This is a genomic window from Listeria grayi DSM 20601, from assembly GCF_000148995.1.
Taxonomy (GTDB): domain Bacteria; phylum Bacillota; class Bacilli; order Lactobacillales; family Listeriaceae; genus Listeria; species Listeria grayi.
Window position 1 is genome coordinate 1394902 of record NZ_GL538352.1, and the last position, 23144, is coordinate 1418045.

At 42.0% G+C, this 23144-nt stretch carries 25 protein-coding genes and 1 other RNA gene; 20 read left to right on the forward strand and 6 right to left on the reverse strand.

What is annotated here, in order from left to right:
- The first annotated feature begins 71 nt into the window (after nt 1-71).
- The 11 genes from HMPREF0556_RS06960 (at nt 72) to HMPREF0556_RS07005 (ending at nt 8680) form a co-directional block, all read left to right on the forward strand.
- A complete protein-coding gene (locus tag HMPREF0556_RS06960) occupies nt 72-1577 on the forward strand; it encodes a gluconokinase (protein ID WP_050777013.1) in 1506 nt (501 codons plus the stop codon).
- 95 nt (nt 1578-1672) lie between these two features.
- An RNA gene (ffs, locus tag HMPREF0556_RS13170) (signal recognition particle sRNA large type) lies at nt 1673-1939 on the forward strand.
- 155 nt (nt 1940-2094) lie between these two features.
- Complete coding sequence (locus tag HMPREF0556_RS06965) at nt 2095-2763, forward strand: hypothetical protein (protein ID WP_003756919.1); 669 nt, start codon at nt 2095-2097, stop codon at nt 2761-2763.
- Nucleotides 2764-3111: 348 nt separating this feature from the next.
- Nucleotides 3112-4476, forward strand: coding sequence for a PTS sugar transporter subunit IIC (locus tag HMPREF0556_RS06970; RefSeq protein ID WP_003756922.1), 1365 nt, complete (start codon nt 3112-3114; stop codon nt 4474-4476).
- Nucleotides 4477-4604: 128 nt separating this feature from the next.
- Nucleotides 4605-4829 carry a hypothetical protein gene (locus HMPREF0556_RS06975; protein ID WP_003756924.1) on the forward strand — a complete coding sequence of 75 codons (225 nt, stop codon included), beginning with the start codon at nt 4605-4607 and terminating at the stop codon, nt 4827-4829.
- A complete protein-coding gene (locus tag HMPREF0556_RS06980) occupies nt 4826-5020 on the forward strand; it encodes a DUF3188 domain-containing protein (RefSeq protein WP_003756926.1) in 195 nt (64 codons plus the stop codon). The genes HMPREF0556_RS06975 and HMPREF0556_RS06980 overlap by 4 nt, the downstream gene beginning before the upstream one ends.
- Nucleotides 5020-5475, forward strand: a complete 456-nt coding sequence (locus HMPREF0556_RS06985; RefSeq protein ID WP_003756928.1) for a DUF3284 domain-containing protein — start codon at nt 5020-5022, stop codon at nt 5473-5475. Before HMPREF0556_RS06980 ends, HMPREF0556_RS06985 begins: the two co-directional genes overlap by 1 nt.
- A 137-nt stretch (nt 5476-5612) precedes the next feature.
- Nucleotides 5613-7355: a DNA polymerase III subunit gamma/tau gene (dnaX, locus tag HMPREF0556_RS06990; protein ID WP_003756930.1), complete on the forward strand. Its 1743-nt coding sequence runs from the start codon at nt 5613-5615 to the stop codon at nt 7353-7355.
- 23 nt (nt 7356-7378) lie between these two features.
- On the forward strand, nt 7379-7696 hold the full coding sequence (locus HMPREF0556_RS06995; protein ID WP_003756933.1) for a YbaB/EbfC family nucleoid-associated protein: 318 nt from the start codon (nt 7379-7381) through the stop codon (nt 7694-7696).
- Nucleotides 7697-7805: 109 nt separating this feature from the next.
- A complete protein-coding gene (gene recR / locus HMPREF0556_RS07000) occupies nt 7806-8402 on the forward strand; it encodes a recombination mediator RecR (RefSeq protein WP_036105391.1) in 597 nt (198 codons plus the stop codon).
- A 17-nt stretch (nt 8403-8419) separates the two neighbouring features.
- Nucleotides 8420-8680, forward strand: coding sequence for a YaaL family protein (locus HMPREF0556_RS07005; protein ID WP_003756936.1), 261 nt, complete (start codon nt 8420-8422; stop codon nt 8678-8680).
- 43 nt (nt 8681-8723) lie between these two features.
- Here the strand turns inward: HMPREF0556_RS07005 and HMPREF0556_RS07010 are convergent, their stop codons facing one another.
- Nucleotides 8724-10379: a peptide ABC transporter substrate-binding protein gene (locus tag HMPREF0556_RS07010; protein WP_003756937.1), complete on the reverse strand. Its 1656-nt coding sequence runs from the start codon at nt 10377-10379 to the stop codon at nt 8724-8726.
- Between the two features lie 153 nt (nt 10380-10532).
- On the opposite strand from HMPREF0556_RS07010, the gene HMPREF0556_RS07015 reads away from it, so the two are divergent.
- Nucleotides 10533-10742: a helix-turn-helix transcriptional regulator gene (locus HMPREF0556_RS07015; protein ID WP_003756939.1), complete on the forward strand. Its 210-nt coding sequence runs from the start codon at nt 10533-10535 to the stop codon at nt 10740-10742.
- Nucleotides 10739-11149 (forward strand): hypothetical protein, encoded by a 411-nt coding sequence (locus HMPREF0556_RS07020; protein WP_003756942.1) that lies wholly within the window; start codon nt 10739-10741, stop codon nt 11147-11149. The genes HMPREF0556_RS07015 and HMPREF0556_RS07020 overlap by 4 nt, the downstream gene beginning before the upstream one ends.
- Before the next feature lie 29 nt (nt 11150-11178).
- Here HMPREF0556_RS07020 and dhaM read toward each other — a convergent pair whose 3' ends face one another.
- From dhaM to dhaK, 3 genes are read right to left on the reverse strand one after another with little or no spacing between them, the layout of a single operon-like run.
- Complete coding sequence (gene dhaM / locus HMPREF0556_RS07025; RefSeq protein WP_003756944.1) at nt 11179-11553, reverse strand: dihydroxyacetone kinase phosphoryl donor subunit DhaM; 375 nt, start codon at nt 11551-11553, stop codon at nt 11179-11181.
- Entirely contained in the window at nt 11554-12150 is a 597-nt protein-coding gene (dhaL, locus tag HMPREF0556_RS07030) for a dihydroxyacetone kinase subunit DhaL (protein WP_003756946.1), read from the reverse strand.
- An 18-nt stretch (nt 12151-12168) separates the two neighbouring features.
- A complete protein-coding gene (gene dhaK, locus HMPREF0556_RS07035) occupies nt 12169-13158 on the reverse strand; it encodes a dihydroxyacetone kinase subunit DhaK (protein WP_003756949.1) in 990 nt (329 codons plus the stop codon).
- 115 nt (nt 13159-13273) lie between these two features.
- Between dhaK and HMPREF0556_RS07040 the strand changes: the two genes are divergently transcribed.
- The 3 genes from HMPREF0556_RS07040 to HMPREF0556_RS07050 all read left to right on the forward strand — a co-directional run bounded on the left by HMPREF0556_RS07040 (nt 13274) and on the right by HMPREF0556_RS07050 (nt 15761).
- Complete coding sequence (locus HMPREF0556_RS07040) at nt 13274-14659, forward strand: aminotransferase class I/II-fold pyridoxal phosphate-dependent enzyme (protein ID WP_003756950.1); 1386 nt, start codon at nt 13274-13276, stop codon at nt 14657-14659.
- A gap of 47 nt (nt 14660-14706) precedes the next feature.
- Entirely contained in the window at nt 14707-15339 is a 633-nt protein-coding gene (gene tmk, locus HMPREF0556_RS07045; RefSeq protein ID WP_040486546.1) for a dTMP kinase, read from the forward strand.
- Between the two features lie 92 nt (nt 15340-15431).
- Complete coding sequence (locus tag HMPREF0556_RS07050; RefSeq protein ID WP_036105415.1) at nt 15432-15761, forward strand: cyclic-di-AMP receptor; 330 nt, start codon at nt 15432-15434, stop codon at nt 15759-15761.
- A 122-nt stretch (nt 15762-15883) separates the two neighbouring features.
- Here HMPREF0556_RS07050 and HMPREF0556_RS07055 read toward each other — a convergent pair whose 3' ends face one another.
- The gene (locus tag HMPREF0556_RS07055; RefSeq protein ID WP_003756958.1) at nt 15884-17521 is read right to left on the reverse strand and encodes a muramidase family protein; all 1638 of its coding nucleotides are present in this window, start codon (nt 17519-17521) and stop codon (nt 15884-15886) included.
- Nucleotides 17522-17659: 138 nt separating this feature from the next.
- On the opposite strand from HMPREF0556_RS07055, the gene HMPREF0556_RS07060 reads away from it, so the two are divergent.
- Nucleotides 17660-18232, forward strand: coding sequence for a TetR/AcrR family transcriptional regulator (locus tag HMPREF0556_RS07060; RefSeq protein ID WP_003756960.1), 573 nt, complete (start codon nt 17660-17662; stop codon nt 18230-18232).
- Nucleotides 18233-18259: 27 nt separating this feature from the next.
- Nucleotides 18260-18838 carry a PepSY domain-containing protein gene (locus HMPREF0556_RS07065; protein WP_169308996.1) on the forward strand — a complete coding sequence of 193 codons (579 nt, stop codon included), beginning with the start codon at nt 18260-18262 and terminating at the stop codon, nt 18836-18838.
- Nucleotides 18839-18896: 58 nt separating this feature from the next.
- On the opposite strand, the gene HMPREF0556_RS07070 is transcribed toward HMPREF0556_RS07065, so the two are convergent.
- The gene (locus HMPREF0556_RS07070) at nt 18897-19796 is read right to left on the reverse strand and encodes a helix-turn-helix transcriptional regulator (RefSeq protein WP_036105421.1); all 900 of its coding nucleotides are present in this window, start codon (nt 19794-19796) and stop codon (nt 18897-18899) included.
- 157 nt (nt 19797-19953) lie between these two features.
- On the opposite strand from HMPREF0556_RS07070, the gene HMPREF0556_RS07075 reads away from it, so the two are divergent.
- The gene (locus HMPREF0556_RS07075; RefSeq protein ID WP_003756967.1) at nt 19954-21729 is read left to right on the forward strand and encodes an oleate hydratase; all 1776 of its coding nucleotides are present in this window, start codon (nt 19954-19956) and stop codon (nt 21727-21729) included.
- 114 nt (nt 21730-21843) lie between these two features.
- Nucleotides 21844-23133: a polysaccharide deacetylase family protein gene (locus HMPREF0556_RS07080; RefSeq protein WP_003756970.1), complete on the forward strand. Its 1290-nt coding sequence runs from the start codon at nt 21844-21846 to the stop codon at nt 23131-23133.
- Nucleotides 23134-23144: the final 11 nt, after the last annotated feature.

A 23144-nucleotide genomic window follows, 5' to 3' on the forward strand; every position in this document is an offset into this window, starting at 1 on the left:
TGCTTGTTTTGCCTTTGGTGTTTTTTATTGTTAAAATCACAGATGAAGCTCGTGTAAATAAAAGACTGAAGGTGAGAAAAGTGGAAGAAAAATATATCATTGGTGTCGATATTGGTACCTCAAGCACAAAAGCGGTTTTATTTGACCATACCGGAAAATTGATCCACCGCCATGCGATCTCTTACGACTTGATCACAGATGATGCAGGAAGAGCCGTCCAAGACCCAGATACAATGGTGGACGCTGTTAAAAATGCTGTTCGCCATGTTATTGATGAAAGCGCTATACCTAGTGAGGACGTCCGAGCGGTCTCTTTCAGTTCAGCGATGCATAGTCTGATTTTGGTTGATGAAACTCATCAGCCACTCACGCCTGCGATCACATGGGCGGATCATCGCAGTACGAAAGCTGCAGAGCAGTTGAAGAAGAACTACGATAGTCATCTGATCTATGAAAAAACAGGTACACCGATTCATCCAATGAGTCCTTTTGTAAAAATTTCTTGGCTGAATCAGGAACAGCCAGAATTGATAGCCAAAACGAAAATTTTCGCGGATATCAAATCCTATGTGTTCTATCAACTGTTCCATGAATGGGTGATCGATGAGTCGCTTGCCTCCGGAACCGGGATGTATAATCCAAAAGAGCATGATTGGGAAAAAGAAGCGATGGATATCATCGGATTGAAGCCGGACCAACTGCCACGTGTCGTGTCCGAAACCACCGCTTTTCACAATGATAGCACAGCAAGAGACCTCGGACTTACCGGCGATCCAGCCTTTGTGATCGGTGGAAGCGATGGTGCCCTGGCGAATATCGGTATCCAAGCTTTGGGGAAAAATGAAGTCACGGTCACAGTCGGAACTAGTGGTGCAGTACGGAAGCTTGTTCCAGAATTTCAAGTCGATAAAGCCGGCAGAACATTCTGTTACGCTGCTGCTGGACCATATGTGATCGGCGGTGCAGTGAATAACGGCGGGAAAGTCGTCGAGTGGGCTTTCAAGCAATTTGGAAAAGAAGAAGAGGATTTTTCCGATTTCTTGAAACTCTCTGATGATGTTCCTCCCGGCGCTAATGGTTTGATATTCTTGCCATTTTTACTTGGCGGAAGAGCACCGCTTTGGAGAAATAATCTGTTCGGTGATTTTATTGGCCTTACGATCAATCATACGAGAAAAACGATGGTTCGTGCTATTTTAGAAGGCATTGCTTTGAACTTGGCAGGTGTCTATGAAGCGATCGCGGAAAAAGAAGATATTATCTACGTGACCGGCGGATTAGCCAGCGAGCCGCTCTGGTGTCAAATGTTGGCAGACATTTTAGAACGCGAAGTCCGTGTCGCAGAAACAATTGAAGGTTCCGGTCTTGGCGCAGCGATCGTTGGCATGAAGGCGATCGGCTGGCTGGAGACCTTGGAGATCGGTCACGAAAAAAGGGTCGCCCAAACATTCTCACCACGAGCAGAATACCGAGACCGCTATCGCGATTTGCGAAATCTGTTCAACGAGGCAAACCAGCGTCTATTGACGACATATGAAAACATTATTGCCTGGAAAGAGAAATACCAAGAAATTTAAGGAAAGTCAGTATTCAGACTTGCACTTTTACGGGTAAGCTTGTAAACTAATAGTTGAGCTCTTTTTCAGAGTTCTTAAAATTGGTAGCACATTTGCCGTGCTAGATGGGGAGATAGCGGCGCCCTGTAACCCGCAATCCGCTCTAGCGGGATTGAATTCCTCATTTGAGGCTTATCTATTGTTTGGCCTGCCCTTAACAAGTGGTGTTGACAGCTTGGTCTTGCGCAATGGGAACCTGTGAACCATGTCAGGTCCGGAAGGAAGCAGCATTAAGCAGTGCTTCCCATGTGCCGCGAGGTTGCCGGGCTCGAGCTAACTATTAAGGTAACGCGAGTGATAGTAAGTCGATATGAGGTGCACGGCTATAAATTTTATCATAAAGAAAAGTCCTTCTCTTCTAAAATAGAGAAGGACTTTTTGCATTCTATGGTAAGCTTTCCTACGAATTAATAAACTTATAGATGTAATTATTGCTGTGAAACTGATACAATAGAGTAAAATAGTTTGAATATGAAGGATGAAAAAGATGCGACAAGATAAATTAAAACTTTCCAGAAAACGGCTCATCAGCTACATTATTATTCTTGTAGCGATCGCCTGTATTGCAGTACTCGCCATTGTATTTGGTTTCTTCCAAAGACAAGAAGTACTGGAAAAGTACCAGCTTGCTTATATGCAGGATGGGAAGTCTCTGGAGATTTCGCCCATAAATATTACGGATATCGCAGTGGATAAGCGAGGGCAGGATAAAGACCTTTACTTCCGCATAAACAGTAATTATGACTTAGATTATCTCTTCCGCTTGGCATACCGTCAATTTGAGGTGAAAAAGAGTACAGATAGCAAGCTGTACGATGGTACGGTCGATTTTAGCGTCTCTGATAATGCCTATGTGATTCAAGAATCACTGAAAAAAATGGATAAAGATATTTATGCCGTATTCTCGTTACATAATAAAAAAGGTAACGAGATCTATCGTTATGATCCTGAGGAAACATCTACGGATAAATATATCGAACGGATCAAACCAACCGTCCTGCAAGGATACGAAAAGTCTGAAGTAGGCAATTACGATGATTTTATCAATATTACGAAATTATTCCATGACAAATTGAATAAAAAAGTCACAGTAACAGTGGATAAAGAGAAGAAGATGATCGAGTTTAAGATCCGTGATGAGAAGTAAAATATGGAAAACAGTTGTCCTTACAAAAGGATAACTGTTTTTTGTTTGCTTTCTTACTAGCTTTAATGAGGGGTGTGAATAAACCTACTACTACTTTTACACAAACAAAATACACAGTTATATCAATCAGTGTAAGCGCTTCATATTTAGCATTGTGAATATTGATTTGACACTGTTTCTAATCTTGGCATGGTATTTGCTTTTATAAAAGTAAGCCTATCGTTTTTGAAAGGGGGAAACCTGACGATATGCGATTCGCCCGTTTTTTGGAGAAATACCTAGTGAAGGGCAATACATAAAAAGGAAGGGCGAAGAAATACAACGACATAGGGGAGGATATAAAATAACATGAATGGTTTAACAGCATTTTTAGAGAAATATTTTGTACCTGTAGCAGCAAAAATCGGATCACAGAAACACTTAGTTGCACTCCGCGATGCCTTTATTTCTACCATGCCGATCACAATGGCTGGTTCCATAGCAGTACTGCTCAATGTCTTTTTCCGTGATTTTCCAACAGAATGGGGTTGGACAGGGTTTGTTGCCGCAATGGATCCACTGATTGGTATTAATGGATATGTCTACAATGGGACACTTGCAATCGTCTCGATTATTTTCGCTTTTTCACTAGGATATAATATTTCTAAATCGTATGATGTAGATCGTTTGGCTGGAGGATTGGTCTCATTAGCAGCCTTTATGATGAATTTAGCTGTAACTGTCGATCTAGAAACTGTAAAAAGTGCGATCGGCGCAGCGAATGCGTCGTTTGATGTCAACACATTGCCTAAGGAATTTTCAGGTATTTATGGCTTTTTCAGCTTAGCGCAAGTTAATGGAACTGGACTTTTCACAGCAATGATTTTCGGATTTTTAGCTACGATCATTTATGCAAAACTCATGCAGGCAAAGATCACGATCAAAATGCCGGAAGCGGTTCCGCCAGCAGTAAGTAAAGCATTCGCTGCGATTATTCCGGCCTTAGTAGCATTATATGTCTGCGGTATCATCGTTTGGGGCTTTACAAAACTGACAGGCATGGATGTTATCACTTGGATCTCGAATACGATCCAAGAACCACTTTTGGCGATGTCGCAAGGGTATGGAGCTGTTTTCCTAGTGACACTACTGGTCCAAGTCCTCTGGTTCTTTGGGATCCATGGGCCAAATGTATTGGCACCAGTCCTTGAATCGCTATGGGGAACGGCACAATTACAGAATATTTCCGCTGCTCAGGAAGGAGCGTCCTTGCCATTCCAATGGGTCCGGGGATCTTTTGACGCGTATGTCTGGATGGGAGGATCAGGTGGTACGTTGGTGTTAGTCATCGCGCTGTTAGTCTTTTCCAAACGCGCTGATGCCCGTACAGTTGCCAAACTATCACTTGGACCAGGGATCTTTAATATCAATGAACCGATCATGTTCGGTTTGCCGATCGTATTGAATACGATCTATTTGATCCCGTTCATTATCGCGCCGCTTGTAATGGTAACAGTAGCTTATTTTGCAACGGCATTAGGACTTGTAGGCCCTGTTATTGCTGCTGTTCCATGGGTAATGCCGCCACTGTTCAATTCCTTTATTGCGACAGGCGGGGATTGGGTGGCGCCAGTCATCTCACTGATCAATTTAGTGATCGGCTTTGTGATCTGGACACCGTTCGTCCTTACCGCTAACCGGGTGGGACCGCCAGAAGAAGAAATGAAAGCTTAATGACTCGCTTATCAGTGCAGCGATATGCCGCACTGATAAGTTTTCTATTATGCAGAGTGATTCTGCGCCGAAATATATTGCAACACAAGCATAATGCAGGTAAACTATATTTATAAGGAGGCGTTTTCATGATCAACATCAATTGTGCAATGAAACGTGATTTTATAACGGACTTATTAGAAAATTATCAGGAGAACGGCATTTCTTTTAAAAAAGTAGCGGAACAAGGAATGAAAATGACGTTCGAATCGAATTTGGAAAGCGAAGAAGCAGCAAAAGTGGCGAAAGAACTTATCAAGTCAACAGAAATCGGTGCCGTTCTATACTTCCAAGTCAGTGTGGTCGGATCATGAAATTTACAAATGCGCTATTTCTTATCAGTATTGGACTCTTAGTCATCATGTTTAGCCCCAATTACGGCTCAAACGGACTGGCAAATGGACCAATGCTTGTTATTGGCTTAATCATCGTGATCGCGGGCAGTATTTTTTTAGTGTCCAGTATCCGGAAAAATAGAAAGAACAAGAAGAGTGGGGGAGAATAATGCAAGTAACGCAAAAAATAATGGTATCGCAAAAAGAAGTATTTGATACATTGGTAAAATCATCTGCCTATGATATCGAGAAGAAAATCGGTAAAAAAATCCCGATCCGCAAATTAGAAGGCTACTCCTATACACGCCCGATGAATAATGGCAGCTTTGCAAAAACAACGATTCTTCAAGTGAAACCTAACGAAACTTATCAATTTGAAACAAAGGGTCGGCTCAACACCCACACTACGACATATACGATCAAAAGTATCAGCGAGTTCACTTCTGAAGTCACGTATGACGAAAAGATCGAAACTGAAAAAGCAATGAACAAGATGAACAATATGATCGTCGGATTATTACTTGGTTTTTTCCGCAAAAAAAGAGTCAAAAACCTTTTAAAAGCAATCGAGTATTCGATTATCGAGGACAGCAAGAAAAAGAACGGCGGAGCAGCCAATTCCTAAAGATACAGCCGCTATGGTCCAGCAAGTTTATTGCTTGGATAGCGGCTGTATCTTTTCTAAGTTTTGACAGTTTCTCCTTATCAAAAGACTTCAGATAAGCTATAATATAACTACCAAGACAATGAGGAGAGTGACAAATGGCATATCAAGCATTGTATCGCGTTTTTCGCCCGCAGGCCTTTCAGGACATTGTCGGTCAATCTCATGTCACGAAAACGCTTCAGAACGCCATTGTTCAAAATAAGATCTCGCATGCTTATTTGTTTTCCGGTCCGCGCGGGACGGGGAAAACAAGTGCTGCGAAAGTTTTTGCCAAGGCGATCAATTGTGAACGCAGTACAGATGGAGAACCTTGCAACGAATGTGACACATGTAAAGGGATCACAGATGGATCAAACCCAGATGTTCTAGAGATCGATGCAGCCAGCAATAACGGTGTAGAGGAAATTCGGGATATCCGCGAAAAAGTAAAATACGCGCCAACGAATTCTAAATATAAAGTATACATTATTGATGAAGTCCACATGCTTTCCACGGGAGCGTTCAATGCGCTGTTAAAAACCTTGGAAGAGCCGCCGAAGCATGTTATTTTTATCTTAGCCACTACCGAGCCACACAAACTACCGCTAACGATCATTTCACGTGTACAACGGTTTGACTTCAAACGGATCACCACCCAAGACATCACTGCTCATATGGCATCTATTTTAGACAGCGAGTCGATCCAATATGAAGACAAGGCACTGCAGATCATCGGACGCGCCGCAGAAGGCGGACTCCGAGATGCGCTAAGTCTGCTGGATCAAGTTATTTCTTTCGGTTCCGAAGAAGTTGGTGTGGAGGATGCGCTCGAGATCACCGGGTCTGTCGCGCAGAATTTGCTTACAGATCTCGTGGAAGCTGTGATGGATAAAGATCCAAAACAAGCGATCTCAACATTGTCTTCTTTGCTTGCGGAAGGAAAAGACCCAGTACGTCTGGTAGAAGACTTATTAGTGTTCTTCCGTGATATTTTACTATATCAAAAGGCTCCTGATTTGGATGAAGCTTTAGAACGTGCACTAGTAGATGATAGCTTTGAAGCATTAGCTAAAAAAGCAGATGCAGCGGTCATCTATCATTGCGTAAAAGTATTAAATGATACGCAGCAGCAGATGCGCTTTTCTAACCACCCAGGCATTTACGTGGAAGTGGCAATGGTACAAATGACGCAATCTGGTCAGACAGAAGTAACACAGACTGCAGGTCCAGCAGCAGATGATGAGCGATTGCAGGAATTACAAGCAAGCATGCGTAAAATGCAGTCGGAACTAGATCAGCTAAAACGACAATTGGCAAATGGTACTGTGCAAACAGCGCCTCAAGAAGAAAAATCTCGGCCAGCAACGAAGAAAAAGCAGGCTATGAACAATGGGAAAGCTTTCAAAGCGCCGGTCGGAAAGATCAATCATGTTTTAAATGAGGCCAAAAAAGACAATCTGCAATTGATCCGCAGCTGCTGGAAAGAACTTTTAAGCATGCTGATGGCTTCTCAAGCAGCTTTGTTAAATGATGCAGAGCCAGTAGCTGCATCGGAAGATACATTTGTGTTAAAATTTAAGCACGAGATCCACTGCCAAATGGCAATGGAAAATAGTACATTCGTTGATAATGTGACGAATGGGATCTCTAGACTAACCAAAGCAAACTATCAATTTATCGGTATACCGGAAGATCAATGGATCGAAGTAAGAGAATCATATGTCAGCACTCATGATCTAGCAGAAAGTGGACAAGAAGAAACGCAGACTGAAAAACTGAAAGTACAAAAAGCAGCAGATCCATTTTTAGAAGAAGCAGCTAAATTAGTCGGTGAGGATTTACTCGAAATAAAAGAATAAAAAATGAAAGAGGAGATTTTATAATGCGTGGAATGGGAAATATGCAAGGTATGATGAAACAAATGCAAAAAATGCAGAAGGAAATGGCAAAAGCACAAGCAGATTTAGAGGTACAAGAATTTACTGGTACTGCTGGTGGCGGAATGGTGACTGTCCGTGTAACTGGTAAACGCGTTGTCCAAGATGTAACGATCAAAGAAGAAGTCGTTGATCCGGAAGATATCGAAATGTTACAAGACCTTGTATTAGCTGCTACAAATGATGCGCTGAAACAAGTAGAAGATATGACGGCGAAAACAATGGGCCGCTTCACTCAAGGTATTAATTTGCCAGGAATGTAAGTGCAAAATAAAATTTGATTTTCAAAAGGGCTCTAGGGAATCTGTCTTTAGAGTCCTTATTGTTTCACGTGAAACAGTAAATTTGAGGAAAATGAAGGAGAGTAACAAGATGCATTATCCAGAGCCGATAACAAAACTAATGGATAGTTTTATGAAATTGCCAGGGATTGGTCCTAAATCGGCAGCAAGATTAGCTTTTTATGTGTTAGATATGAAAGAGGATGACGTATTAGGGTTTGCAAAAGCATTAGTAGATGCAAAGAGAAACCTAAGCTTTTGTTCCGTTTGCGGTCATATCACGGAACAAGACCCTTGTTATATCTGTGCAGATACTACGAGGGATCAACATGTGGTATGTGTGGTAGAAGAACCAAGAGATGTTATCGCGATGGAAAAAATGCGTGACTATCACGGACTTTACCATGTCCTTCACGGCACGATCTCGCCAATGGACGGAATCGGACCGGAAGATATCAATATTCCTGACTTGATCAAGCGACTCCAAGATGATACGATCCAAGAAGTGATTTTAGCGACGAATCCAAATGTAGAAGGAGAAGCCACAGCCATGTATATCTCGCGACTGATCAAGCCGAGTGGTATCAAAGTAACCAGAATCGCCCATGGCCTGCCTGTTGGCGGAGATCTGGAATATGCAGATGAAGTGACGCTGTCGAAAGCATTGGAAGGAAGACGCGAACTATAAATGGAGGTGCTCTAGGCATGGAATCAAGAAAATATAAACATAGTAGCAGCAAACGCAAGCATAAGGTTGGAAAACTTCATAAAGCCTATGATAACTATTTATTAGAATTGATCAATGTGACGCAAGAAGATTGGCATCGCCGAAAAGTAATGCTGCGGAAAAGCTTTGAATATAGTCCAGAACTGGAATATGATGAGAAAAAAGCAGAAGCCAGATATTTATATCTATTTAAAGAAGCGCGTCACCGGAAAGTGAAGAATGATCATTCCGGTCGCTGATATAAAAAAGACCTGAGAGCAAGTAGCCCTCAGGTCTTTTGTTTTATTTACTCCACTCGATCGAACGGTAACTTGTTGGTGGTCCGAATAAGTGAGTGGTATAGCCCTTCAGTGTTGGTTTTTGCAACGCAGCCGTTCCAGATTGATAAATCGGAGCGATACCAGCATCGTCGAGCAGTACTTTTTCTGCTTTCAACATTGCATTCCAGCGTTCTTCTGGCTTAGTTGCCAATGTTGTCGATGCTTCTTTAAGCAGTTTATCGTATTCTTTGTTGGAGTAGCTAGCACGGTTGTAGTTGTTATCTGTGATTTGGTTAGCTAGGAAGGTCATTGGATCTTGATAGTCAGGTCCCCATCTTGTTAGTTCTAATTGATATTTTTGATCTTGGTCAAGTTGTAGTCTCGATTTATAAGGAACAATTTTGATCTTGATCTTGATTCCTTTCAATGTGCTTTCGATTTGGTTTTGTAGGTACTCGGTCATTTTTTTGGAAAACTCTTGGTCATCGCCTAGCAGTTCGATTTGGAAAGTAGACTTACCAAGTTCTTTTTTCGCTTTTTCAAAATAGCTTTGTGCTTCTTTTTTGTTGTAAACAAGATGATCGCCGCTTTCTTTGCGGAAGTCTTCTTTTGTCTTGGGATTGAAGGTAAATTTAGCTGGAACGAATCCGTTGATCGGTGTTGAACCATTTCCTAATACGGTTGAAACAATTTCTTTTTTATCGACGGAAAGGGCGATCGCTTTACGCAAGTTTTCGTTTTGGAAATCCGTTGTTTTGCCATCTAATTTCTGGTTGAATTTCAGATAGTAGACAAAAGCTTCTAAAGCAGTTTTGTAATCTTTATCGGAATGTTTTTGTTTCGCATAGTCGCCGGAGAGGTTAGCGCGATCCAGTTTTCCTGTGTTGTACAAGTTAACGGCAGCACCTGGTTCTTTTACGACTTGAAGATTGATTTTATCGACTTTGATATTCTTTTTATCCCAGTAATTCGGATTCTTTTCGTAAGACCAGCTTTTACTTGTATTTGTCCAATCTTTCATGACAAATGGTCCGTTATAGAGCATGTTCTTGCTGGAAGTTGCATATTTTTCGCCTTGTTTTTCAAGATATTTTTCTTTTTGCGGATAGAATGTCGGGAATGTCAGCAAGGAATAGAAGTATGGTGTCGGCTTTTCAAGGGTTACTTTTAATGTGTTTTTGTCGACTGCTTCTACACCAAGTTCTTCCGGTTTCTTCTTGCCGTTGATGATATCCGTGCCATTTAATAAAATACCGTCGAACAGTACGGAATATTCTGCAGCTGTTTTTGGATCAGCGACTTTGCGCCATGCATAAACGAAATCATCTGCTGTTACTGCAGAGCCATCAGACCATTTAGCGTTGTCACGCAGTTTGATCGTATATACTTTTTTGTCTTTACTGATTTCCGGAGCGGATGCTGCGACACCTGGTTTAGGTTGATCGTTGTCGTCCAAGTAGTAAAGACCTTCAAATACTTCATTTTGTGCTGTAAAACTTACACCATCTGTCCCTTTTTTGGAGTCCATTGTAGGAATCTCCGCGTTTTCCATTAAGTTAACAACTTTAGATTTGCTTTTTCCATCGGAAGCTGAGCCGGATTTGTTAGTGCTCCCACAAGCACTTAAGCCAACAATGCTAATAATCAACAAGATTGGTAATAGTAATTTTATTTTCATAATTCTCCCCCTCTTTATTATTTATCAGTTTATACTAAGTTTTCAGAAAAATAAAGTGTTTTCTGTATATTTGCTAAAATCTTATTTTATTCTGTACAAAGAAAATATTTTTTATTAAAATTTATGTAAAGATAACTTTACAAGGAGAGGCTTATGAAAGTTAAAAATAATGTAAAAAAATTACGGGAAGAAAAAGAGTTGTCACAGGTAGAATTAGCGGCGAAAATGGGAGTTTCTAGACAAACGATCCATGCGATCGAAAAAGAAAAATACAGTCCGAGTTTGGAATTAGCATTAAAACTGGCTGCTTTTTTTGAAAAGGCAATCGAAATGGTTTTTTATTTGGAAGAGGTGAAGAAATGAAAATATATACTTTCAAAAGAATCGTTGTAACGCTCACGGCAATGTTGTATGCACTTCTTTTATTCCCTCTGTTATTAAATCGAGATTCGGAGATATACCATCTTTCTGATTTTATCCAGACAACTATCGCATTGATGGTGGGAATATGTCTTGCAGCTTTTATCTGGCGTGAAAAAGAAGCACGTGATTATGAAAAAGAAAAGCAGAATTTAGATGAGCGTTATCGAAAGCAGCGTAATGCCTTTTCTTTTTACATGTTTGTAGGATTAGGGTATGCGCTGCCGTTAGGTTTTATTTTTCTTCACCTATTGCATATCGACCAATTAAGTACAAGGACATTGTTGCTGGTTTTCACAGTTTTTTTCCTCATCTTCCAGCTTGCTCTATATATCTACAAGAAAAAATAGCCCGCCAATTGTTAGGCAGGGCTATTTTTTTATTTCACTTCAATTGTTTTTAGATTTTGCTCGATAATCTCTGGTTTTTCATCCATTTGGATCTGAACAGCTGTTGCATAAGCTCCTTCTAATATTGGAGCATTGAAAAGAATGATTTTCTTATCAGATACTTCTTCCACTGTTTCGATATTCATTTTGGCACTTCCTAGATCATAGAAAGCATAAACTGTATCGGCTGCATTTTGTTCAAAAGCCGCATTGACTTTATCGAAACTAGTGCCGATATCACCATCGTCTGTGCCGCCTGAATAGGTGATCGGTACATCTTGGGCGACTTGTGCCAATATCTCTGCGATTCCTTTGGCAACATCGGCAGAGTGGGAGATGATAACAACGCCATAAGCTTTAGTCATCTAATCGACCTCCGTTTCTAACATTGTGTGGAAAAGAAGCGCCGAAGAGTAAGCGCCGGGGTCTAAGTGGCCGATCGAACGCTCTCCTAAGTAGCTTGCTCGTCCTTTAGTCGCTTTTATATCTTTGGTCTTTTGCAGTGCAGCTTCCACTACATCATCGCTTAGTTCGTCTTGATGTAAACTGTTCACGACTGGTTCCCAAACATCGAGCATGGTTTTTTCACCAGCGTGGGATTTGCCGCGTTTCTCGATACCTTCTTGACCGGCTTCAATGACTTTCGCTAAATCTTCCGGACTGATCGTATCGCCTTCGATCGCTTTGCTGATACTGAGAAAAGCAGTACCGTATAAAGGACCTGCAGCGCCGCCGACTTTGCTGACGAGCGTCATTCCGGCTGTTTTGAAAACGTCTTTTAACGAGTCTGGTTCTTTCTCCGCCAAAACCTTTTTCAATTCTGTGGCTCCTCTAGCCATGTTGAAGCCATGGTCGCCGTCTCCGATCGCTTGATCCAGATCACTTAGTAATTGTTTGTTTTCATTGATCTGGTCACAAAATTGGTTGAGCCAATTAATGGCCCATGTTTTATCGTATGCCATACTTTCTTCCTCCTTTTATTACCATGCAATCGTTGCAACAGGTAGATGGATCATGTCCAACCATTTTTCGTCTTCTAATTTTAAGATCGTGAGTGAGATACCAGCCATATCAAGTGAAGTCATATAGTCTCCGACAAGTGTCTCGGCAACTTCGACATGTGCATCTGCAAGTAGTTCATGTACATCGTTTGCAAAGATATATTGCTCCATTAATGGCGTAGCACCCATACCATTTACGAGGACAACAACTTTATCGTCCGCTTTTAATTGATGTTCTTTTTGTAATTGGAAGTAGAGCTGTTTGGCGAGCTCTTTAGATGGCATGACTTTTTCGCGTTTAAAGCCGGGCTCGCCGTGAATGCCGATTCCGAGTTCGATTTCGTCGTCTTTCAATTCAAAACCGGGATGTCCGACTTCTGGTACAGTACAAGGGGATAATGCCACACCAAGTGTTTTAATGGCAGAAACGAGTTTTTTACCTAATGCTTCGAGATCTTCTAAAGCAGCACCGGCTTCTGCAGCGGCACCTAAAATTTTATGCACCAAAACAGTACCGGCCACGCCGCGGCGCCCGGTTGTAAAAGTGCTGTCTTCTACGGCGATATCATCGTCTACGATCACTTGAGCGACTTTGATATCGTCTGCATCTGCTAAATCTGCTGCCATATCGAAATTCATGACATCGCCTGTATAATTTTTTACGATCAATAAGACGCCTTTTCCTTGATCACTGGCTTTGATTGCTTCGTAAATTTGGTCTGGTGTGGGGGAAGTGAAAACGTCACCGCAAACGGCAGCTGAAAGCATTCCTTTACCGACATATCCGGCGTGGGCGGGTTCATGACCAGAACCGCCGCCGCTGACAAGTCCGACTTTACCGGGACGAGCTTCGTTGCGAGCTAGTACGCGGGTTCCTTCTATGCGGTGAATCAAATCAGGATGAGATTTTGCGAGACCTTCAATCATTTGTTCTACGACTTCCTCTGTTCCGTTGATGATTTTTTTCATGGAATACGACCTCCTTTTTAGTCCTTTGATATTTTCCCTGTTTAGCACAAACAAAACGTGATATTGTGTGTGCTAGGCTGGAGGAAGATGATACAATAGGAGGGAGGTGATACGAGTGGCGAACCAAAAAAATATTCCGTTGGTGGAGCTTTTGGAAAGGCACATCGGCAAGCGGACAAAATCCTTTCATGTACCAGGACATAAGAATGGGTTGCTGTATTCGGAATGCTCAGATTCATTGTTTGCCTATGACTTGACGGAAATAAGCGGCCTTGATGATCTGCATGAGCCGCGCGGAGCGATCCTAGAGGCAGAGAATCTGCTGGCGGAGGCTTATCATGCCGGGAAGAGTTACTGGCTGGTAGGCGGGACGACAAGCGGTAACTTAGCTATGCTGTCTGCTACACTGCAGCGCGGCGATCAAGTAATCGTGGTTCGCGATGCTCACAAATCCATCTTGCATGGAATCGAGCTGGCAGGAGCGGTTCCGATTTTCCTAACACCGAAAGTCGATGAGAAGCTAGGAGTAGCAAGTGGTGTTGATTTGACGCAGTTGGAAACCGCCTTGAAAAAATATCCATCCTGCCGGGCATGCGTATTTACATATCCGAGCTATTACGGAACGACGTTTGACATTGGCGCGGCGATTCGGCTCGTCCATAAATATGGCAAGCTTGCACTCGTTGATGAGGCGCATGGCGCGCATTTAGCAGCTAGTTCGCTGTTTCCAGAAAGCGCACTGGACTTGGGCGCTGATGTTGTTGTCCAATCTGCGCATAAGACACTTCCAGCTCTCACCATGGGTGCGTTCTTACATATCCATACAAATGCCCTTGAACTCCAAAACAAGCTCGCATACTATCTCCAGCTCTTTCAAACGAGCAGTCCATCATATCTGGTAATGGCTTCGCTCGATAAAGCACGGCATTACTTAGCAAATTACAATGAGAATGACAGCGCAGCTTTTATGGAAATGAAAGAGATTTGGGTGGAGTGGCTGACGAAACAAGGTGTTACCTGTGTATTCCCAGATGATCCTCTGAAACTGGTCGTCCGTAAAACAGGATATAGCGGTTTTGAATTGCAGCAGGCACTCGAAGAAAAGGGATACTTCACGGAATTAGCAGATGAACAGCAGGTTTTACTGATTTTTCCACTTCTTAAAACAGGAATGCGATTTTTACCCGAGGAAGATCTGCTGCTAGAGGAGCGAGAATCCGATTTACCCGCAAAAAAAGCCAGCATCGAGAATTCTATAACGGAGCTTGCGTTAGATTACGCAGCTATGCAAGACCGAGAGGAAGAATGGCTGGCATTAAAAAACAGCGTCGGCCGTATCTCTGCTGAAACGATCGCTGTATACCCGCCTGGTATTCCTGCGGTCATGCGAGGGGAACGTCTTACCGCGGAAATCGTTCACCAGCTAGAGAGGAGCAAGCAACTTCATCGGCATGGTGGAAAGGCACTTGCTGACAATAAGATAAGCGTTTTTTGCGAATAGATTTGTGCTATAATCTGAATAAAGACATGAGTGGAAAGGAAAAGATTATGAGTGGATTTTTTATAACGCTAGAGGGACCGGATGGCTCTGGCAAAACAACTGTGGGGAATAAAATAGCAGAAAAACTGACTGCGGAGAATATCGCCTACATCAAAACGCGCGAACCAGGCGGCAGCCCGATCTCGGAAAAACTGCGCGAAGTGATCCTCGGCATCGGGAATGAGGCGATGGATCCGCGCACGGAAGTATTGCTGATCGCGGCAGCCCGAAGACAGCATGTTGTCGAAACGATCCGTCCGGCGCTAGCGGAAAATTTAGTAGTCTTATGCGATCGTTTTTTAGACAGTTCGCTAGCCTATCAAGCAGGAGGACGCAACCTAGATATGGATGAGGTTCTTGCAATCAATCATTATGCGGTGGAGGACACCATGCCGGACAGAACATATTACTTAGATGTTCCTGCCGAAGTAGGTCTGGAACGAATCGCTGCAAATAAAGGCCGGGAGATCAATCGACTAGATCAGGAAGATATCGTTTACCACCAGCGTGTAGGAAGAGCGTATGCGGAAGTGATGAATCGTTTTCCCGAACGGTTTAAACGAATGGATGCCATGCAGGCACCGGATGCTATTGCTGACGCGATCATAGCAGATTTGCTGACATGCCTTGGAAGAAAATGATTTTCGATTGCCGTAAAATTTAGTATAATAAGGCAAATGCTTAGAAATTGTATTTTTGGGGAAATATTTACGAAAGAAGGGACGTGAAAACGATGAAATTAATCTTTGCTATTGTCCAAGATCAAGATAGTAATCGTCTATCTGATGCACTGACAAAAGAGAACTTTGGGGCAACAAAACTGGCGACTACAGGTGGCTTTTTGCGATCAGGAAATACCACTTTTCTGATTGGGGTAGAAGATGAGCGGGTCGAGACAGCACTGGATATTATCCGCGAAAACTGTAAATCACGCGAACAAATGACCACACCTTCTGCTTCTCTAGGGGTTACCGTTGATACGTATGTACCATACCCGATCGAAGTCCAAGTAGGCGGGGCGACAGTTTTTGTTATGCCAGTCGATGGTTTCCACCATTTCTAATAATTAATGGATTAGTTGATTCATATAGTATGTCTAAAGGAAAAGCGAGGAGGGTAGCCTGCTCGCTTTTTTGATTTTTAAAGATAAAAAGAGGCAGCCAGTAAATGCTGGCTGCCGTTCTTTTATTTTAATTTCAATTTCTGTCCGATATAAATGGCAGAAGAATGAAGTTTATTTAATTTTGTTAGTTTATCGACGGTCGTTTTATTTTTTTGCGCAATACTCCACAGAGTGTCGCCTTTTTTAACTGTATAGGTCTTCGCGCTACTTGAACTGCTACTGGAAGCAGTGCTTGCTTTACTTGCAGTAGAAGATGTCGCTTTAGAAACTTTCAATTTTTGCCCGACATAAATGGTATCGGATTTTAGACTATTCCATGATTTCAAGTTGGCCACGGTCACTTTATATTTTTTCGCGATCTTCGATAAGTTATCGCCGCTCACGACAGTATACGTTTTCGCTGTGGAAGCAGCTGGAGCAGCAGGTTTCGATGCTGCTGGTTTGGAAGCCGGTGCAGAAGCTACTTTAGAAACTTTCAATTTTTGCCCGACATAAATGGTATCGGATTTTAGACTGTTCCATGATTTCAAGTTTGCCACGGTCACTTTATATTTCTTCGCGATCTTCGATAAGTTATCGCCGCTCACGACGGTATACGTTTTCGCTGTGGAAGTGCTAGGAGCAGTAGGCTTCGGTGCCGACGGTTTTGGAGCCGGAGTAGAAGTTGCTTTAGAAACTTTCAATTTTTGCCCGACATAAATGGTGTCGGATTTTAGATTGTTCCACGATTTCAAGTTGGCCACAGTAACCTTATATTTCGCTGCGATCTTCGATAAGTTATCGCCGCTCACGACGGTATAAGTGGTTGTCGTCGTATTATTCGCAGGAGGAGTAGGTGTTGGAGCTGGAGTTACAGTGCCTGCAGAAACTTTTAATACTTGGCCGACATAGATAGTATCGGATTTCAGACTGTTCCAAGCTTTTAAGTTTGCTACAGTCACTTTATATTTTGTTGCGATTTTTGATAAATTATCGCCACTTACCACTTTGTAAGTTTTCGCATTATTATTGACATCAGCTGGTCTAGAAGGCGAGCCGCCTGTGTCATAAGCAGTTAAACCATATTGTTCAATGATACTGTTGACTTTTATATTGTATTTCGTATCCGTTGCATAAGTACCTGTCAGAGCAGCAGTAGCATCTGCATATGTGGGAGCGACACTTTTCCATGTACCTTGATAATAAAGTGGGGCCCAGCTCGTACCGTTATGCAGGATGTTTGCATAATCTTGCAACGACGCTGCGACCGAAGGATATTTACGGAAATTGGCAGAAATTGTAGACATATTTCCGTTACCATCATCTTCCTGCGTTTTGACAGTTACAGATTGGCCGTTATAAGCTCCTTTTATCCCAAATAGATTATAATTGGGGGCTTTGCTCAGTGTGCTTGTTCCGTAGCCGCTTTCCAAGATCGCTTGACCGATCATGACAGAAGCATACAAATCGTTTTTTGCCGCAATGTCTTTTGCCGCCGGTGCAATGCTATCGATAAAACTATATATAGTCTGATCCGTAACAGCGGCATCTACATTGGTAGAAGCAATAAGACTAGGTGCTGAAATGGAAGCAGCAACTGCTGAGATTCCTGCTAATGCAATACTCGTCTTTGTCATTTTTTTCTTCTTCAAACCCTTTTCCGCTAACAACTTTTCCGCGATCCGTACTTTCCGTGGTTTAAGCAAAAAATCACTCCTCAAACTTTACTAATAATATTAATTATTACACATTTTATGTGAAAAATCCACAAATCTTACGTATTTATCTCAGCTTGAACTGCACAAAGGGTTTTGATATACTTGGATAAGTAAGTACTTGCTTTAGGAAGGAGAACAGAAATGATTACCAACGAAAGCATTATGGATGCGACCCTCAAAATGATTGCAACGCACGGTATAAAAGGTGCGACGACGCGCCAATTAGCCGAAGCAGCACATATAAATGAAGCGACGATCTTTAAGAAATTTAAAAATAAAGAAAATCTGATCCATCAAACGTTGGAATTGCAGATCGAAACGATGAAAGCAGAAATAGATACGTTTTTTGAACAAGATTTTGCAAATTATGACGTGTTTCTGCAGGAAGCAAGCCGCTATATTTTGACATTGTATCAGCAATACCGGGATTTTATGATTATTTCGGTCAAAGAAATGGGAAGTAAGGATATGGCGTTTATCGATCCGTCAGCAGTGGAATACTTATACCAAAAGGTGGATGAAAAGATTGAAGGGCTTTTAGATGTGCAGACGGCTAAGGAAGATGCCGAAGCAGTATCGCTTATTTTGAACAGTGTGATTTTATTAGTGATGGTAGAAAAAGTAAAGAGTGACGTCCATGACCGTCCGCCATTGATCGATATCAACGCGGAAACGTTAACGGAAGTGTTGCGCCGGATTGTAAAAAAAGCATAAAAAACAATAATGGAGGAGGAGACGATGGTGAAACGAACTTTAAAATATTTGGGCATCTTTGCACTGGCAGTTTTTATGGTCGCATTGACTGCATGTGGAAACGAATCGAAAGCTCCGCGGGATAAGCAACAAGCGGACAATCGCATGGAAAGTAAGAATGATTTGAGGAAACAGAATTTGCAAGTTTCTTTTAAAGATGCGGTACAAGAATTCCAAAAGAAACATCCGGATACACCGATCACACAGTTTAAACTTGAACATGATGATGGCCGGTATATTTATAATATTGAGGGTAAAAAAGCTAGAACGGAATACGAAATGGAGATCGATGCAAAAAGTAAAGAAATTCTCCAAGATAACCAAGAGAAAGCCGATAAAGATGACAATTCCCGCTATAGCAAGGTTATCGACTTTGAAAAAATCATTACACCAAAAGAAGCTATGGCTGCTGCAGTAAAAGAAAAGAAAGGTGACGTATCAAGCTACGAGATCGATACTTCTTACGGAAAACCGATCTATAAAATCAATCTTCAAAGTGGTAATCAGGAACATGAGATCACCGTACAAGGAACAGATGGGAAAGTAATTCAAGTAGAACGAGATTGATCAAGAGAAAGACAGGTTTCGATGAATTCGAAGCCTGTCTTTTTTAATGTAGAACAAATCATGTTTGATAATTCGCGAGCATTTTTTGTAGTTTTTGTTTCAGCCGTAATTGAACTGCTGTCGGAGCGATCACCTGAAGATGCGCTCCAAAAGAAAGTAAATAACTGTCCAGCCATTCGCCGTCGCTGATGGAACAGGTGACAAGATAATGATCGTCATCAGTGGGATAAATATCTTCTTTAGAAAATTCTTCAAAAATACGGTAACTTAGCTGCGTATCCACTTTCAAAATCAGATCTACTTTATTCGTCGTACTTTCAAATTGCTGCTGCTTCGGCACTAAAGTAGTGTTTGGAGAGGTGAAAGTGTCAATTGTGACATTGTGCATGCGTGTCAGCTTGAATAGACGCCAATCTTCTCTTTCTATGGAATATCCTTTTAAATACCAAGCCCGATCTTTAAAAACAACTTGATAAGGATATACTTCCCGGGCAAGTTGTTCATTCTTAGAATTGAGATAATCAAAAGTAAGCATCTGGGACTGGAAAATCGCTTGTTTGATTATTGCCAATGTAGATTTTTGTTCGCGGCTGTTGCTCCAAGTGGAAGGATCGATCTCGATCCAAGAGATCGGTTTCTTTTGGAAGACAGCGGATAGTTTGTCCAAAGTATCTTGATCGCTCTGCTCGATCGAGGCAAAACTTTGCAGTGATGCAAGAATATCATTTTGTTCTTTTTCCGAGACCAGAGCACTATTCATTCGGAATTGAGGCAGCAAAGAGATCCCGCCGTTTCTGCCTTGACTGGCATAAATTGGGATACCGGCTTCCGAGAGATTCTCCATATAACGATACACGCTTCGAACCGAAACCTCTAGCTTATCCGCCAACTCTTTCGCAGATAATTTATCATTGCTCATCAAGAGATAGACCATTTTAAATAACCGATTGGATTTCATCACTTGCACCTCGCTTTGTTGGAATCTTTGAAAGTATACCATGATTTTATCACTATAAAAAGCAGACGTGTGGGCTCGTTTATAAAATAAGTGGAAGGGTAGAGATTAACATTGATAGCTTTTTCACAAAAATAATCAAAGAAAGAAGTGGGGCGAAATGCGTTATACGAATGGGAACTATGAAGCATTTGCACGCAGCAGGAAACCGGCAGGAGTGGAAGAGAAATCGGCGTATATCGTCGGGGGTGGACTGGCAGGCTTAGCAGCCGCTGCATTTTTGATTCGTGATGGACATATGCCGGGAAACCAGATCCGGATATTAGAGGAACTTCCTGTTGCAGGAGGATCGCTTGACGGGAAAGTAGTGGAGCATGAAGGATTGGTCACACGAGGTGGGCGCGAGATGGAAGCTCATTTTGAATGTCTCTGGGATCTGTTCCGATCGATTCCTTCGCTTGAAGTCGAAGATGCCTCGGTATTAGATGAATTTTACTGGCTCGACCTAGATGATCCAAACTCCTCCAATTGCCGGATGATCCACAACCGCGGCGAACGCGTACCTGATGATGGGAAATTCACACTTTCTAAAGATGCCCAAAAGGAGATTATCTCGCTCGTTATGGCAACCGAAGAAAAATTAGAAGGAAAACGAATTGAAGATGTATTCGGTGAAGCGTTTTTTGCTTCTAACTTCTGGTTATATTGGTGCTCGATGTTTGCGTTCGAAAAATGGCATTCTGCAATCGAGATGCGCCGCTATTTATTACGCTTCATCCACCACATTGAGGGCCTTCCTGATTTTACAGCGTTGAAGTTTACACGATATAACCAATACGAATCTTTAGTAAAACCGCTTTTGGCTTATTTGAAAAATCACGGCGTCTCCTTCCAGTACGATGTCCAAGTAAATGATATTACTGTAGAAGTTGCCGCGGAATCGAAAACCGCTCGTCGTTTGCTGATCACCAGAAACGGTCAGGGCGAAGAGATCCCGCTGACTGAAAAGGACCTGGTATTTGTGACCAATGGTTCGATTACAGAAAGTTCTACTCAAGGAAATCATCATACGCCGGCGCCTATCTCGCACGATCTCGGTGGTAGCTGGACATTATGGAAAAATCTGGCTAAACAGTCACCAGAGTTTGGTCATCCGGAAGTTTTTTACGAAAATTTGCCGGAAGAAAGCTGGTTCGTGTCTGCCACGATCACATGGGAAAATGATGCGATCGCACCTTACATCGAACGCTTGACGCAACGGAAACTACGCACTGGGAAAATCGTCAGTGGCGGTATCATCACGATCAAAGATTCTAATTGGCTCATGAGCTTTGCAACGCATCGACAACCTCACTTTAAGGAACAAAAGGATAATCAAACGGTCACTTGGGTGTACGGTTTGTTATCGAACACGCCGGGAAACTATATCAAAAAACCAATCGAAGCATGTAGCGGGGAAGAGATCGTCCAAGAGCTTCTATACCATTTAGGCGTTCCAGAAGTAGAGATCTCTCACATGGCGAACGAAGATTCCTGCAAGGTCGTTCCAGTTTACATGCCGTTTATCACTTCATACTTTATGCTACGCAAACAAGGCGACAGACCATTAGTCGTGCCGCATGGTTCGAAAAACTTAGCATTTATCGGCAATTTTGCGGAGACAGAACGGGATACGGTGTTTACAACCGAATATTCTGTCCGGACAGCGATGGAAGCCGTCTACCAATTATTAAACGTGGAGCGCGGCGTTCCAGAAGTATTTGCTTCTTCTTATGATATCCGCAAACTCACTAATGCTGCTTATTTCTTATCTGATCAGAAAAAATTGGTAGATATGGATCTTCCGTTTATTGAACGAAAAGTGATCGAACGCATGGCTAAGAAAAACAAGGATACGTTTATTGGTGAGATACTCAGGGATGCTAAATTGATTTAACGATAAAAACCGGACTCCGAATTTTTGGAATAGGAGCCCGGTTTTTTTATGTTTTTAAAAAATATTACATTTATGTTAAAATGGACCTTCAATAGAAGGGATGAGGCTTAGTATATGTTGAAAGTAATCTCAAAACATAGGTGGATCATTTTTGTAGCAGTTGTTTCGTTATCGATGCTTTTGTCGGGCTGCACGAGTTCTAATAATAAAAATATGAGAAAAACGACTCGTACTAAATCAAGCGAGATAGATAAAACCAAAAAAATCAGAGCGAAAAAAATAGCAGCAGCCAAATTTTCCGCTGCTCAATATGATTATGATCGGGCGATTGCTACTCTTAAAGAGCAAGGAGATCGGGGCAAAGTACTTGCGGATAAATGGGGAAAGGAAAAGGAAAAACTGGTGCATTGGAAGAAGCCAGATCAATTTCCGCACCTCTTTTTCCACAGTTTGATAATAGATAGCCAAAAAGCATTCCATTCACGGAAGGCCAAGGGTTATAAAGATTATATGGTCACAAAAACGGAATTTGAGAAGTCATTGAAACAGCTATATGAGCGCGGCTATGTCTTAGTTCGATTAGATGAGATCATAAAAACCGAAAATGGGCATCTCCATTTTAAAGGTGTGCGTTTGCCAAAGGGGAAAAAACCGCTGATACTTTCGCAAGATGATGTAAGTTATTATACCTATATGAAAGGAGACGGCTTTGCTGATCGGCTTATCCGCACCAAAAATCATCAGATCAAGAATGTTTATATGGATGATCGTAAAAAAAAGATTGGCGATTATGATTTGATACCGATCGTGGATTCTTTTGTGAAAAAACATCCCGATTTTTCCTATCATGGTCAAAAAGGAACGATTGCGTTAACGGGATATAATGGCGTTCTCGGCTATCGGACTTCACTCTCTGAGTATGGGAACAATCGAAAAACAAAGACAGCGATTCATGAAGCGAAAAAAGTAGCTGCTGAATTGAAACGTGAAGGCTGGGGATTCGCATCTCACAGTTGGGGCCATCTTAATATGACAACTTCTTCTGTTGCTGCAATCAAGCAAGACAACGAGAGATGGCAGCGGGAAGTGAAGCCGATAATCGGAAAAACAAATGTACTGATCTATCCATTTGGGGCAGACATCAATGACTGGCAGCCATATACGACGAAAAATCCGAAGTTTAACTATTTGAAAAAACAAGGTTTCCAGATATTCTGCAATGTCGATGCTACCCATTTCTCCTGGGGGCAAAAAGGGAAAGGTTTTTACCGCAATGCGCGTATCAATGTCGACGGAATTAGGATGGCTTCAGATTTAGCTGGGAAAAATAAAGTGTTAGACCCTTTTTTTGATGTGCGCAAGGTCTATGACAAAAAAGAGCGCAAAGGCAAAGAACCCGCTTAAAGCAGCGGGTT